The 14,251-nt window shown below is 65.2% G+C and carries 13 protein-coding genes, 1 other RNA gene and 1 riboswitch; of the genes, 4 read left to right on the forward strand and 10 right to left on the reverse strand.

What is annotated here, in order from left to right; all coding sequences use genetic code 11:
- Positions 1–132: 132 nt before the first annotated feature.
- From cobO to K226_RS0114045, 7 genes are all read right to left on the reverse strand, one after another.
- Positions 133–702, reverse strand: a complete 570-nt coding sequence (cobO, locus tag K226_RS0114015) for a cob(I)yrinic acid a,c-diamide adenosyltransferase (protein ID WP_024815417.1) — start codon at positions 700–702, stop codon at positions 133–135.
- Positions 703–736: 34 nt separating this feature from the next.
- On the reverse strand, positions 737–1,525 hold the full coding sequence (locus K226_RS0114020; RefSeq protein ID WP_035241091.1) for an ABC transporter ATP-binding protein: 789 nt from the start codon (positions 1,523–1,525) through the stop codon (positions 737–739).
- A complete protein-coding gene (locus K226_RS0114025; RefSeq protein ID WP_024815419.1) occupies positions 1,526–2,602 on the reverse strand; it encodes an iron ABC transporter permease in 1,077 nt (358 codons plus the stop codon).
- The gene (locus K226_RS0114030) at positions 2,599–3,558 is read right to left on the reverse strand and encodes an ABC transporter substrate-binding protein (RefSeq protein ID WP_024815420.1); all 960 of its coding nucleotides are present in this window, start codon (positions 3,556–3,558) and stop codon (positions 2,599–2,601) included. Before K226_RS0114030 ends, K226_RS0114025 begins: the two co-directional genes overlap by 4 nt.
- Positions 3,555–4,154 (reverse strand): bifunctional adenosylcobinamide kinase/adenosylcobinamide-phosphate guanylyltransferase, encoded by a 600-nt coding sequence (locus tag K226_RS0114035; RefSeq protein ID WP_155886552.1) that lies wholly within the window; start codon positions 4,152–4,154, stop codon positions 3,555–3,557. Before K226_RS0114035 ends, K226_RS0114030 begins: the two co-directional genes overlap by 4 nt.
- A gap of 2 nt (positions 4,155–4,156) precedes the next feature.
- Positions 4,157–5,530: a cobyrinate a,c-diamide synthase gene (locus K226_RS0114040; RefSeq protein ID WP_024815422.1), complete on the reverse strand. Its 1,374-nt coding sequence runs from the start codon at positions 5,528–5,530 to the stop codon at positions 4,157–4,159.
- 112 nt (positions 5,531–5,642) lie between these two features.
- A complete protein-coding gene (locus K226_RS0114045) occupies positions 5,643–7,544 on the reverse strand; it encodes a TonB-dependent receptor domain-containing protein (RefSeq protein ID WP_024815423.1) in 1,902 nt (633 codons plus the stop codon).
- A gap of 80 nt (positions 7,545–7,624) precedes the next feature.
- Positions 7,625–7,862: riboswitch (cobalamin riboswitch) on the reverse strand.
- 36 nt (positions 7,863–7,898) lie between these two features.
- Between K226_RS0114045 and K226_RS0114050 the strand changes: the two genes are divergently transcribed.
- From K226_RS0114050 to K226_RS0114060, 4 genes are all read left to right on the forward strand, one after another.
- Positions 7,899–8,120, forward strand: coding sequence for a hypothetical protein (locus K226_RS0114050; protein WP_024815424.1), 222 nt, complete (start codon positions 7,899–7,901; stop codon positions 8,118–8,120).
- Entirely contained in the window at positions 8,117–8,476 is a 360-nt protein-coding gene (locus K226_RS0114055; protein WP_024815425.1) for a cell division protein ZapA, read from the forward strand. The genes K226_RS0114050 and K226_RS0114055 overlap by 4 nt, the downstream gene beginning before the upstream one ends.
- 70 nt (positions 8,477–8,546) lie before the next feature.
- A non-coding RNA gene (gene ssrS, locus K226_RS19565) (6S RNA) lies at positions 8,547–8,726 on the forward strand.
- Positions 8,727–8,800: 74 nt separating this feature from the next.
- Entirely contained in the window at positions 8,801–9,616 is an 816-nt protein-coding gene (locus K226_RS0114060; protein ID WP_024815426.1) for a sulfite exporter TauE/SafE family protein, read from the forward strand.
- Positions 9,617–9,701: 85 nt separating this feature from the next.
- Here K226_RS0114060 and K226_RS0114065 read toward each other — a convergent pair whose 3' ends face one another.
- The 3 genes from K226_RS0114065 to K226_RS0114075 all read right to left on the reverse strand — a co-directional run bounded on the left by K226_RS0114065 (position 9,702) and on the right by K226_RS0114075 (position 14,240).
- Positions 9,702–12,143: a bifunctional diguanylate cyclase/phosphodiesterase gene (locus tag K226_RS0114065; protein WP_024815427.1), complete on the reverse strand. Its 2,442-nt coding sequence runs from the start codon at positions 12,141–12,143 to the stop codon at positions 9,702–9,704.
- Positions 12,140–13,411, reverse strand: coding sequence for an HD-GYP domain-containing protein (locus K226_RS0114070; protein WP_024815428.1), 1,272 nt, complete (start codon positions 13,409–13,411; stop codon positions 12,140–12,142). The genes K226_RS0114065 and K226_RS0114070 overlap by 4 nt, the downstream gene beginning before the upstream one ends.
- 91 nt (positions 13,412–13,502) lie before the next feature.
- Positions 13,503–14,240, reverse strand: a complete 738-nt coding sequence (locus K226_RS0114075) for a sulfite exporter TauE/SafE family protein (RefSeq protein ID WP_024815429.1) — start codon at positions 14,238–14,240, stop codon at positions 13,503–13,505.
- Between the last annotated feature and the right edge of the window lie 11 nt (positions 14,241–14,251).

Consider the following 14,251-nt stretch of genomic DNA (forward strand, 5'->3'; position numbering starts at 1 on the left):
TGCGCATGGCCGCCGGCGAACGGGCGCGTGCCGCCTCGTTCAAAAATTGCCCGGTACACGCCCATGCCTCACCTGGCGCAAAGGCTTGGAGGTAAGGATGCACGCTGTCTGCGCCATCCGCTGCCGTCACCATCAGTCCTCAATGCCCCGCTGCGCGGGCACGCCCGCCTTGAACGCGTGCTTGACCAGCCGCATCTCGGTCACGGTGTCGGCCAGTTGGATGATCTCTTCGGGACAACGACGGCCAGTGAGCACCACATGCACATCACGGGGGCGCTCACGCAGGGTGTGCAGCACGCCTTCAAGCGGCAGCCAGCCGTAGATCAACGGATAGGTGATTTCATCCAGCACCACCATGAAGTATTCACCCGACAGGATGGCGGCACGCGCCTTCTCCCAGCCGTCACGCGCCAGCTGCGCCGAATGCTCCAGGTCCTGACTCTTCCAGCTGAAGCCGTCGCCCAGCCCTTCGATGGGGATGCCGATCTGCTCGAACATGCGGTGCTCGCCAAACCGCGCCGTGGGCACTTTCATGAACTGGTAAATCTTCACGGCCTTGCCCCGGCCATGCGCACGCAGCGCCAGGCCAAAGGCTGCGGTGCTCTTGCCCTTGCCATCGCCAGTGTTGACGATGACGAGGCCACGGCGCTCGCCCTCGGGTTTTTCGTAGCGTTTTTCAGTGGGGGCGGCTTCAATCTGCATCGAATGGGTCTTTCAAGAGGAAAAGGGATAAGCATCAGGGGGCCTGCAAGCGGGGCAGCGCCATCCACATGCCTTCCAGTTGCCGCACATGTATGCGGTGGTCAAACACCTGCTCCAGCGCGGCGTGCGTTGCGGGCGCATTGCAGGCGCCGTGGTGCAGCACGCGGCCTGCCGCCAGCACCACCATGTCGCAGGCCTGCAGCGCAAACGACACCTCGTGCAGCACGCTGACCACGGTTTTGCCCTGCGCCACCAGGGCGCGCACCAGCAAGAGCCAGTCGGACTGGTGCGGCGGGTCGAGGTTGGCCAGGGGCTCGTCCATCAGCAGCACCTGCGCCTGCACAGCCAGCAGCCGGGCCAGCAGCACGCGCTGGCGCTCGCCGCCCGAGAGCTGGCCCAGCGCGCGGTGGCGCCAGTCCCACGCCTGGGTGGCGCCCAAGGCCTGCTCGACCGCAGCATGGTCGGCCGCGCTGGGCGGCGACAGCCAGGGCTGGTGCGGCAGGCGGCCCAGCATGGCAACGTCATACACCGTGAGGTCATCGGCAGCCACCTCGTTCTGGCCCAGCCACGACAGGGCCCGAGCCCGATCACCGCGCGGCCATTCGGCCAGCGGACGGCCCAGCAGATGCACGCTGCCGCTGCACGGCATCAGCCCCGCCAGCGCACGCAGCAAGGTGGACTTGCCCGCGCCGTTGGGGCCCACAATGCTCGTCCAGCGGCCGGCCGCGAGCTGCAGCGTAATGCCGTGCAATACAGAAGCTTTTCCGATGCTGGCGCCTACACCATAAGCCCCTACAGCTATATTTTTGGTAGCAAATTCCATTTATAGCAGCCCCCCGGGGCCGGTGCGCCGGTGCATCAGCCACAGCAGGTAGCCACCGCCCAGCACGGCGGTGAGCACGCCCACCGGCAGCTCTTGCGGGGCGATGAGCCCGCGCGCCAGCAAATCGGCCGCCGCCAGCAGCACGGCGCCCATCAGGCTGGCCAGCCCCATGAGGCGGCCATGCGGCACCTTGACCACCGCGCGCACCAGATGCGGCGCCGCCAGGCCCACGAAGGCGATCAACCCCGTCTGGGCCACGGCTGTGCCCGTGGCCAGCGCCAGCACCGCCACCAAGGCGGCACGCAGCGGCGCCAGCGGCAGACCCAGGCTGTGCGCGGTGGACTCGCCCAGCGCCAGGCCATCGAGCACGCGCGACAGCGCCCAGGCCGCCACCAGGCACAGCAGCCACACCCCGGCCATCAACAGGCACGATGTCCAGCCCACAAAACCGGTGGAGCCCAGCAAAAAGGCCTGCATGGCCTGCAACGAATCGGGCGACATCAGCAAGATGAGCGAGGTGAAGGCCCCCAGCACCACACCCACAATCACGCCCGCCAGCAGCAGGCGCAGCGTGTGCTGCACCCCGCGCGCCAGTGCCAGCGTAAGCATCACCGCCAGCACGGCCCCGGCAAATGCGGCCCCGGTGAGCCCCAGCCGCACCAGCCAGTGGCTTGAAAACACCGACACGGCCGCTGCAGCCGATGCGCCCCCCAACATGCCCGCACCGCCGCCCATCAGCGCCAGCGCCAAGGCCACACCCAGCGACGCGCCCGAGGCGCTGCCCAACAGATACGGGTCGGCCAGCGGGTTGCGAAACAGCCCCTGCGCCACCGCGCCCGCCAGGCCCAGCAGGGCCCCGGCGCACCAGGCGCCCAGTGTGCGCGGCAGGCGAATGTCCCACACGATCTGCCAGGCCGTGGCGCGGGTTGCGGGCTCGGTGCCGTCGCCAAACAATGCGGGCCACAGGTTTTCCAGCCCCACGCTGCCGACACTGGTGCCCAGCGGCATCAGCAGCAGGCTGGCCAACACCAGCGCCAGCCCCAGCCAGCGCCCGCGCCGTGCAACCGACAAGCTCATGAACGCCCCGCCGCAGCGCCCGTGGCGGCAGGCACTGCCTTGCTGGCCAGGCAACCGGCCATGAGGCGCGCGCCTTCGGCCATGCGCGGACCGGGCCGCACCAGCACGTCGGATTCTTCGGGCGAGAACACGCACAGCCGCTGCTCGCGCAGCGCGCGCAGACTGCCCCAGCCGGGGCGCTCGGCCAGGCCCTCCACGCTGCGCGCACCCACCATGATCAGGTCCGGGTCGGCCCGCACCACGTATTCGGGGTTGAGCTTGGGAAAAGGCCCCAGCGCTGTGGGCAGGATGTTGCGGGCGCCCAGGCGCGTAAGCGTTTCGCCAATGAACGACGAGGTGCCCGCGCCATAGGGCCCCCGGTTCACCTCGAAATACACACGCGCGCCACGGGCGGCGGGCGGCACCGACTGCGCTGCCGCCTCTACCGCGGCGTCGATGCGGCGCCACACGCGCTGCGCGTCGGGCACGGCCAGCACCTGGCCGATCTTGCCCAACACGCGCTGCACGTCGGCGTGGGTTTTGGGCTCCAGCGCCACCACCGCCACGCCCAGCGATTCAAGCCGGGCCGACGCGCGCGACGACGTTGCCATCAACACCACATCAGGCCGCAGCGCCACAATGGCCTCAATGTTCGGGTCCAGCCCGCCACCCACCTGCGGCAGCCGGGTAATGGCTTCGGGCCAGTTGGAATAGCGGTCTACCCCCACCATGCGATGGCACTGGTCCAGCGCGCAGACGGCTTCGGTGAGCGAGGGCAGCAGGCTCACGATGCGCTGGGGCGGCCGTGGCAGCGTGACGGTGCGGCCACGGTCGTCGGTGACCTGGATGGCCGGGGCAGATATCAGCGTCTGCGTCTGCGTCTGCGCCTGCGCCTGCGCCAGGCCGGCCATGAGCAGGCCCAGCGCGACCAGGATGGCGATCACCCACAGGATGCGGCGCACGGGGGTTGGTTTCATGGGCGGGGTTCTTTCAAAATCAAAGGCAGCCCGGCCGCCATGAGGGTGACGCGCGGGCACAACTGCGCCACTTGCTGGTTGAGCGTGCCCAGGGCATCGACAAAGGCACGCACCTCGCGTCCCATCGGGATGACGCCCAGACCGATTTCGTTGCCCACCAGAACCACGGGCCCGGGGGACTGCCTGATCGCTTCAAAAAACATAGCTGCTTGCGATTGCCAGATATGGTCTAGAGCCTGTTTTTGCTCAATATCCATGGTTTCCACACCGAAAGGCATTGTCCAGTGGGTGAGCCACAGCGTGAGGCAATCCACCACCACCAGCGTGTGGGCAGCGCTGTGCCGCGCTACGGCTGCGGCCACGTCGTGCGGCTCTTCCACAGTCTGCAGGCCCGGCACGCGTGCGGCGCGGTCGCGCTGGTGGCGCGCGATGCGCTCGCGCATTTCGTCGTCCCAGGCCTCTGCCGTGGCAATCAGCACCGCGCGGTGGTCGCCCGCCTGCGCCAGCCAGTCGCGCGCCAGCAGCTCGGCGCGGCGCGACTTGCCGCTTTTCTGGCCGCCCAGGATAAGTTCGGTGGTGATGGCTGCGTGCGGCATGGTCATAGGGGCACTCCGCCCATCAGGTGGGCCACAGCCTCGGGGCTGGAAGGAAACCACGCGTGAAAGTAGCTGGCGTGGATGCTGCCCTGCTGGTACAGCGCCTCGCCAGCATCCGGCGCGGGCACTTCACCCGGCCGGGCCGTGCGGGCCACCACGGTGGCGCTGCTGTCGCAGGTCGAATAATGAAACGTGTGGCCACGCAGGGTATGCCCCGCCACGGCCAGTTGCTGCGGCCCCAGCGCTGCCAGGCGCTTTTGCATGGTCACCTGGCCGGGCAGCAGCCCCCACAGTGGGGCGGTGCTGCCATCGGCCAGAGCGATGGATTCCATCAGCGCCATCATGCCGCCGCACTCGGCCCAGAGCGGCTTGCCTGCGCCCACATGTGCACGCAGGCTGGCCTGCATGCCGGTGTTGGCGGCAATCTGCGCGGCGTGCAGCTCGGGGTAGCCACCGGGCAGCCACACGGCGTCGCACTGGGGCAGCGCCGCGTCGTGCAGGGGCGAAAAAAATACCACGCGCGCGCCCATATGCGTGAGGCACTGCACGTTGGCGGCGTAGATGAAGCAGAACGCGGCATCGCGCGCCACGGCCACCGTGCGGCCCGCCAGCAAGGCGGGCACGGCAGCCGTGTGCGCGGGCGCGGGGAAATCCACCGCCCAGCGTTGCAGGTCCTGGGCCGTCATCTGCCCCAGCGGCGTGGCCGCCAGCGCGTCGGCAGCGGCATCCAGGCGCTGCTGGCTGTCCAGCAGCTCGTGCGCCGCCACCAGGCCCAGGTGCCGCTCGGGCAGCAAGGCCCCGGCAGCACGGGCAGCGCCCACATCAGCTTTCAAGGTCACCCGCATCACGGCACCCAGCCAATCCTGGGGCTCGCGCAAGCCAGCCTGCAGCATGTCGGCATGGCGTGCGCTGCCCACGCGGTTGGCCAGCACGCCCGCCCAAGGCAAACCCGGGCGGTAGTGCTGCAAGCCAAACGCCAGTGCACCAAACGTGCCAGCCATGGCCGACGCGTCCACCACCGCCAGCACCGGCACATCGAAGCGCTGGGCCAGATCGGCCGCACTCGGATCGCCATCGAACAGGCCCATGACGCCTTCGATGAGGATGAGGTCGGCCTCTTGCGCCGCCGCATGCAGGCGCCGGGCGCAGTCGGCTTCGCCCGTCATCCACAGGTCGAGCTGGTGCACCGGGGCCCCGCTGGCAAGCTGGTGCCAGTGCGGGTCCAGAAAGTCGGGCCCGCACTTGAACACCCGCACCTGAAGTCCCCTGCGCGCATGCAGCCGCGCAAGGGCCGCCGTAACGGTGGTCTTGCCCTGGCCGGACGCGGGTGCGGCGACCAGCAGCGCCGGGCAGCGGGCCGATGAAGGTGGAGTCATGCTGAGCGCGTACCGACCAGAGACTGAGCCGCCGCGCCGGGCCGCCCCAAGCAAGGCTGCGCCCCCTCGGGGGGCAGCGACCACACGAAGTGAGAGAGCTTGGGGGCTATGTTCACTGCGGCGCCCACTTCACGCCGACATAGAGCGTACGGCCAGGTGTGGCGTAGGTGCGGGCCAACTGGTAGTCCTTGTCGGCCAGGTTATCGATGCGGGCCAGCAGCGTGTAATCACGGGCAATGCGGGTGCTTGCATACAGGTTGAACAGCGCATAGCCCCCCAGCACATTGGTGTTGGCCGCATTGTCAAACCGGCGACCCGAGGCCTGCACCTCGGCGCCCAGGGTCCAGTCGGCAATGCGCGTGTCGGCACCCAGAGTGGCATGGCGCTTGGCCCGGCGCGCCAGCTGCTTGCCCGTGTCCAGGTCGCGTGGGTTTTGCAGGTCGAGCGAGCCGTGAAGCTGCACACCCGACAGGTGGTAAGACCCGGCAAACGTTACACCCTCGTACTGCGCGCGGGCCGTGTTGGCATAGCAACCGAAGGCAGATGCACAGGTGCCTGCACCCGCGAACGAGATCAGGTTCGAGACCCGGTTGCGGTAAGCCACCACCGAGAAGCTGCTGCGGTCTTGTGCATACCGCAAGCCCAGTTCGGCGTTGCGGCTGGTCTCGGGCTGCAGCGTGGCCACGCCGTATTCGCTGAACCGGTGGTACAGGGTAGGTGCCCGAAAAGCAGTGCCCACCGAGGCCGTGGCGCGCCAGCGCGGGGCAAAGGCGTAGCCATACGACGCGCTGCCCGTGTCCTTGCCACCAAACTCGCTGTCGGAGTCGTGGCGCACATTGAGCTGCAGCGTGTGGCGCCCCGCGTTGAAGCCATAGCCCAGAGCCAGCGCGTCCTGCGAGCGGCCATTCTGGATGGGGGCGTTTTGCAGGTCGTCTTCGCGGCGTTCCAGGGCGGCACTGAAACGATGTGCGCCCCAGCGGAAATCGTTTTGCCAGAGGTAGCCGCGCAGCTGGGTCTCGGTGAGGTAAAGCGATGGCGTGGTCTCGTAGCGGTTGACCGAATCGGTAATCGACACGCGCGTGCTGTACACATCCGACCATTGCGCCGCCCAGGTGAGGCCTGCCGTGCGCAGTCGGTTCATGTTGCGGTCATCTGTGGGCTTGGCTGGGCTGTAGGAGAAATCGTCATACCCTGATTTCATGCGGCTGGCCAGCAGCGTCGCATCCAGACGGTGCCGGGCATTGATGCGCAAGCCCAGCCGTGCGTTGCCCGAGGTGCTTTGGTAGCTATCGCGGTCGGGGTTGTGGGAGCCGCTCACCTTGGCGTCAAAACCATCGCTGATTTCACGCGCAATGCCCAGCGAATAATCAAACACCCCATCCTGCCCGGCAGCGCCGCTGATGCCGGCCTCGATCTTGCGGGTGCCCTGATTGCCAATGCCCACGCCCACAGAGGGCCTGGCGGGGCCTTCGCCCCGGCGGGTGAAAAGCTGGATCACGCCGCCAATGGCGTCCGATCCATAGACCGCAGCGGCCGGGCCGCGCAGCACCTCGATGCGGTCGATCTGCGACAGGGGAATCTGCTCCCACTGCGCGCCGCCGGTGGACTGCGAGTCAATGCGCACGCCATCGATATAGACCGCCGTGAAGCGCGATTCAGCGCCCCGCAGAAAAACGCTGCTGGCGTTGCCCACGCCACCGTTGCGTGAAATCTCGATACCCGGCAGGCGTGCCAGCACATCGGCCAGGCCCGTGGCACCGCTGCCTTCGATGGTTTCGCGGTCCACGATGGACACGTCGGCCACCAGATCGGCCAGGGGCTGCTCGGTGCGCGTGGCGGTCACCATGGTGTCTTGCAGCGAAGGCATGCGTGCGTTTTGCGCCAGCAGTACGGGCGCAGCCCATGGCTGCGCTTGCGCCACCACCTGGGCAGACACCAGCGACAGGACAGCCAGCACGCAGGGGCGCAGGCACAGCGGCGCCATACGGCGCGCACGAGGGGTACGGATTTTCATAGGAATCATCATCAACAAACAACCCGAGCCGGCTTCCCCGCCAGCATGTGGGTGACAAGGCTTCGTTTGCCCTGAAAGGCGCACGAAACCACCGTGTTGGCCGGTATCCGGGCTGGCGGAGCACCCTCCAATGCCTTCCCAGGCGCTTGTTCAAGGCACCCAGTGGCGTGTGAATGAAGAGGGAATCGGATGATTCGTCCGCTGACCGTTGCGGGGGCAGCGCAGGCTGGGCCCACCATGTTTGGCGGAACCTCCCTGCTTCCCGTTGAACTGCGGTATGTGAACCACACCGCGAGCACCAACGGCGCGATTTTAAGGGCATTCCAGGTGCACCCCTCTACAATCGTTGGCAGTATGGACGCTCCTTCCACCACCGACCAGATCGCCGAACGCGTTGAGCGGCTGCTCTTGCGCCACGCGGAACTCCAGCGCACCAACGCCCTGCTGGCAAGCCAGGTGGCTAGCCTCACGCAAGAGCGCGACTCCCTCAGATCACGCTTGAGCGCCGCCCGCGCCCGGGTGGATGCCCTGCTGGAACGCCTGCCCACCGCCCCCTCCCCCAAGGACGCCGAATGAAACAAATCGAGGTGCAGATCCTGCAGCAAAGCTACCTGCTGTCCTGCCCCGAAGGGCACGAGTCAAGGTTGCTGGAAGCGGTGGAGCGTGTAGACACCGCCATGACGCGCATCCGCGATGCCGGCAAGGTGCGGTCGCGCGAACGCATTGCCGTGCTGGCGGCGCTGAATCTGGCGTTTGACATTGCCGACCGCGAAGCCGCTGACCTGGCGGCCGAGCGTGCACAACCAGCCGGTCACGCCCACACCATCGGGTCAACAAGCCAGCCTTTCGACGCGAGCACCGATGATCAGCAGCTGCAGGCGCTTGTGCGTCGCCTGGATGACGCCTTGGGGGAAGACGGGCGACTGCTCTGAGCAAATCGCACCTGCAGCCACTGTTTACAACGGCAGCGCCTGCAGGGCATGCATCCAGCGCCTACAATGGAGGTGTCTGCGGTGCTGCCGGGCTTTATATTTCCTTGAACCAATGCTCATTGAGCACGGGCTTGGTACATCGCCCGGTGAGCGTGATCATCTCGCGTCAGATGAACCCAACGCCTGGCTGCCCTCGCCCACCTGAACCCCCGGTTCAGGATGCCGGTCCGGTGGCACTTGCAGACACCCTCTTTTTGCCCCCGTCAGTGCAGCAACGCTCTGCGCAGACGTCGCGCCTTCAGTACCCCCGGAATCCTTTGCATGATGCTCGACCCCCTTCTGATTGTTGAACTCGGAATCCTCGGTCTGGGCACAGGTTTTCTGGCGGGCCTGCTCGGCATTGGTGGTGGCATGCTGCTGGTGCCCTTCCTGACCTACATCCTGGGCCACCAGCAAGTAGCCCCCGATCTCGCCGTCAAGATGGCCATTGCCACCTCCATGGCCACCATCATGTTCACCTCGATTTCCAGCGTGCGCGCACACCATAAGCGGGGTGCGGTGCGCTGGGACAGCGTGAAGCGGCTGGCGCCGGGCATCGTTATCGGCGGACTGGTGGCGAGCCTGGGCGTTTTTTCGCTGCTCAAGGGTGCATTTCTGGCGATCTTCTTCGGGCTTTTTGTGAGCTTCTCCGCATTTCAGATGTTTCTGGACAAAAAACCGGCGCCGTCCCGACAGATGCCGGGACCCGGCGGTCAATTGGCGGCCGGGGGGCTGATTGGTTTCCTGTCCGGCCTGGTGGGTGCCGGTGGTGGTTTTGTCAGCGTGCCCTTCATGACCTGGTGCAACGTGGCCATTCACAATGCCGTCGCCACCAGTGCCGCACTGGGCTTTCCGATTGCCTTGGCGAATGTGGTGGGTTATGCGGTGGGCGGTCAATCCGTGGACGGCCTGCCCGCAGCCTCGCTCGGCTATATCTGGCTGCCGGCTCTGGCAGTCATCGCCACCTGCAGCGTCATGACAGCGCCCTTGGGCGCCCGCGCCGCGCACCAACTGCCCGTGAAACAGCTCAAACGTGTGTTTGCCAGTTTGCTGTTCGTGCTGGCGGCCTACATGCTCTGGAAGGGCGTGTCCGCGTTCTGAGGGAAACCCCCTGCGATACGGTAAGGCCACATGCTGAGCGCCCTCCCCGTGCTCTTGCGCTGCGGGAGCGAGCTATTCGCCCAGTCTAGGTGGCAGGCCTCTCTGGCGCAAACTGCGCCAGCCCGAGGGTGGACTTGCCCAGCAGTTGCCGGAACTCGGCCGAAGGCAGGCTAGGCGAACACAGGTATCCCTGAAAATGGCCACACTGCATCTGTTGCAGCACGGCGCGTTGGGCAGATGTTTCCACACCCTCTGCCACCACTTCGATATGCAGCGCGCGCCCCATGCTGATGATAGCACTGACAATGGCACGGTCCCCATCGTCTTCGGGCAGGCCCCGCACGAACGACTGGTCGATCTTGAGCTTGTGGATGGGCAGCTTCTTCAGATAAGCAAGGCTGGAGTAGCCCGTCCCAAAGTCGTCGATGGCGAGGCTCACACCAAGCTCTGACAGGGCTCCCAAGCGCAGCTCCATTTCGTGCGCATCCTGCAGCAAGATGGTTTCGGTCAGCTCCAGTTCGAGCAAGGTCGGTGGCAACTGGTGCACTGCCAGCAGACGCGTCAGACGTTCCACGAAATCGGCCTGGCGAAACTCCAGCGCAGAAACGTTGACGGACACCACAATGGGCATGCCATCCCGCATCCATTGCGCAGCTTCGCGCACAGCCTGCTCCATCACCCATGCCCCCAGCGTCACGATATAGCCGGACTCCTCAGCCAACGGCACAAACTGTGCGGGTGATACGGCACCAAACTCAGGGTCCATCCATCGGATCAGCGCCTCTGCCCCGATGATCCTGCCGGTAATGAGGTTCACCTGCGGCTGATAATGCACAGACAGGCGCTGCTCACCCAGCGCCTGGCGCATGGCGTGCTCGAGCTTCATGCGCGAGAGCAGGTTGGCGTTCATCTGTGGCTGGTAAAAGCCATAGCTGCCACGCCCCCGCTCCTTGACGCGGTACATAGCCGTGTCGGCCTGCTTGATGAGATCGTCCAGCGTGACCCCGTCTTGCGGATACAGCGCCATGCCAATGCTGCACTGGATGGAGAACCCCATGCCATCCAGCAAGAACGGCCTGAGCATGTCGTCCAGTATCCGGCCTGCCACGCTTTCCGCCACCACGGCGTCGGCGCCATGCAAATAAATCACGAACTCGTCGCCACCGAGGCGGCACAACATGTCGGTCTGTCGCAGGCAAGCCTGCAGGCGCTCGGCGACCAACTGCAATACCCGATCACCAAAGGGATGGCCCAGAGAGTCGTTGATGATCTTGAACCGGTCCAGATCCAGGAAAAGGATGGCAAAGCCGGTGTCGCTGGCCCGCCCGCCCTGAATCGCGGTGTGCACCCTCTGCGATAGCAGCAACCGGTTGGGCAAACCGGTCAGCACATCGCTGTAGGCAAGTTCTTCAATGCGTTTCTGGGCCGCGTGCTGCAACGTGAGGTCGCGCATGAAGCCAATGCTTTGTACAACCCGGCCTTCATCATCGCGCAGCGCAACCCATGAAAGATGCACGGCGCAGTAGGCACCGTTGTCGCGTGGCAACCAGAGCTCGCCCTCCCAGAAGCCTTCACGATCCCATCCGGCCAGCACCTGTTCCATGAAGGATGCGTCCGAACCACTACCAAACAAGGACGCCGCCAGGCATCCCTCAAACGCTGCAGAGCAAGGCCCAACCAAACGCTCGCAGCCCGGATTCATGCGCATGAGCTGGTGCTGGCTATCTGCAATGAAGATGGCGTCCAGGCTGGAATCAAAAACCCGTGCCGCCAGACGCAGGCTAGCCTGCACCTCGGTCTGGCGGGTGATGTCCCGAAAGGAATACACACGTCCCACGGGTCGTCCCTTGTGAAGCTGGGGCACAACGCGGCGCTCCACCGTCATGCCGCCGTGCAACTCCAGGATGTCGGTGCGCTCCAGCAGCGGCTCACATTCAATGGCGGCAAGGCGCGCCTGATAGTCCTCTACATCCACCACCATGGATGAGAGATGCTCGTGCACCGCAGCGTCATTGCGCTGCAGCAATAGCGCCCGCGGAATATTCCAGATTTGCGCCAGCCGCTGGTTAAAGGCACGCACGCGCCCGTCAAGCCCGCACACCAGCATGCCGTCGGCAGCGGAGTCGAGGGTGGCGCGCAATTCGGAGAGCAAGGTTTCCAGCTCCTGCTCGGTAGCGTTCTGGGCACTGCGGTCCAGCATGGTGAGCATGAGAACAGCGTGCCCATCGCCCGGGTTCACCCATGTGACGCGTCGATCCACAGGCACCAGCACACCATCTGCTCGCAACATGCTGGTGTGAGAGTGAATGCCAGCTGCAAGGGTGGCCTTGGGCTCGGCCCAGAAGGCATGGTCCTGGGGCGTCGCTGCCAGGCTTGTCACGGGCTTGCCTACCATGTCGCTGCCTGGCAGTCCAGCCAACCGCTCCGCCGCCTTGTTCACCTGCAAGATGCACAGGCTCTTTTCGTCCACGAGCCAAACGGCCTCCAGCAAGCCATCCAGCCAGGCGTGCGTCGGAAAAAGACTCACGCTTGCGCCTTATCGGAACCGGGGTCTACGGCGCGCTCAAAAAAATAACAGATCCGCTTGCGAGGCGACAGGTAATCGAGTGCATCGCGAGGCAACTGGGCAGGCTTCAGACTGCGTCGTATACCCAGTTCGGGCATCTCCTCCAGGTCCAGCACCGGCGCCTCGTCCTTGGGAACGCGGATGTCGTGAACAATCACCTTGGGGCGCAGCGGCCTGGAAGAGTTGACCGAAACCACAATCGCGTAACGGTCATTCACCAGCTGAACTACGGATCCTGGCGGATAAACCCCCATCATTCGGATGAAGGCTCCCAGTACCACCGGATCAAAGCGCGACTTGAGCTGGGCAAAAATCGCCGAAAGGGCTTCGTGGGGAGTCAGGACCTCCACACTTCCCACCGGGTTGCACATGCGGTCGTAGTGATTGACCAAGGCCAGAATCTGGCCCGCGCGCCCCATATCTTCGCCCACGAGACGCAGGGGGAATCCGCTACCGTCTGCCATTTCATGGTGCTGGGCTATTGCGGTCAGAACAGCATCTGACAGTCCCATTTGCTGGGCAAAAGCGACTGAATGCCCCACATGCGCCTCATAACGCTCTCGCGCGGCCGGAGTGAGCCCGGCGTCAGCTGGTGCGTTGAGCTTGCCCAGATCGTGCAGCAACGCAGCCATCCCGAGCTGGTGCATTTCCGGGGTTTTCATGCCCAAAGCCTTGCCCAGCAAGAGGCTGACCACCATGACATTGACGGGGTGCAGCGCGCTGCTCTCGCCCACGCCTTCTGACAGGAGACGGATCACTACGTCCCCGTTCTGCAGCAATTCCTTCAGGCAGTCCGCCACCAGCGCTTCGCTGTGATGGCGAGCCAGGTCTCGCTGCGCGCCAACTGCACGCTCTACGGCCTGATACTGCCGTGTCGCGTCCTCGAAACGCTGGTTGCATGCGGCCAATAGCTGGTTCTGACGCTGCAAGTGGGCGCGATTCTGGGCGGCGATGGAATCTGCAATTACAGCCGGGACAACCGGGTCTGCTGCCAATTCCGGGTCGTCCACATCAGGCACCTTGGCCACGACCGCGTCCAGTGCGGGATCACTTTTATGGGGATAGTAACGAACTTCGGAAAGACCAAGCTCCCTGAGCGTGGCAATCTGGCTCGCCGAAACGATGCGAAAGCGGCTCACTGGGAAAGGATGGTGCAACCAGCCCACGTCCAACTGAACGTACATGCCGATGCGAAGCTGACTGATGTCAATGAGGAGGGAAGAATTCACAGCACATAAAAAGATACATGGTGAGATGAATTCCACCAAGAGTTACTGCAATTATCGCCCGATCACCGACTCCAACACGGTTGCCTTGCAACTAACGGCACCACAAGGAGGGTTTGTAGATCAGATCCATCCACAGGGCCCAACCAGCAACCCCCACCAGTAGCGCCCCCGCCAGCCGGGTTCCCCAGCTGGCGCGCACCGCATTGATGCGTGTACGCAAGCGGCCCCACAACCAAGGGCCACCCACAAGCCAAAGACCGCTGCCCACTCCGAAAAGCAGCATGGTGACGGCGCCCTGCAGTGCACCACCGCTGAGCGCGGCAACCAGCAGCGCCGAATAAAGCAATCCGCAAGGCATGAGGGCCCAAAGCAGCCCCGCCACCATCAGCCCTCCAGGTGCACGGACAAGAGGTTGCACGCGGCGCCAAGCCGTGCGCCCGGCCCGCTCCACCCACACCGGCTGACGCGCCTGCACCATCATCATCAAGCCCCAGGCCATGACTGCAACGTGCATCAAGGTCCATACCGGACTCAGGGCCATGGTTTGCTGCGTCAGCCAGGCCAGGCTCTCCATGGCCAGCGCTGCCAGCGCGCCCGCCCCGGCATAGCCAAACAGGCGCCCAAGGTGAAACGCCAGCAACCGGCGCGGCATGCCGCCTTGCGGAACCCACTGCACTGCCTGAACCGCAACGTTGCCGGTTTCGTCCGCAGTGGAACGCGCCCCGCCCTGCCCCACCAGCGCACCGCAAGGTGCAGCGCACATGGCCAAGCAATGGGGCCCGCCTGCGAGACCCATGAACAAGGCAGTTACGGCGAGAGGCGCAAGCATTTATTAGGGTG

The sequence above is a fragment of the Acidovorax sp. JHL-3 genome, from assembly GCF_000526295.1.
GTDB lineage: Bacteria > Pseudomonadota > Gammaproteobacteria > Burkholderiales > Burkholderiaceae_C > Acidovorax > Acidovorax defluvii.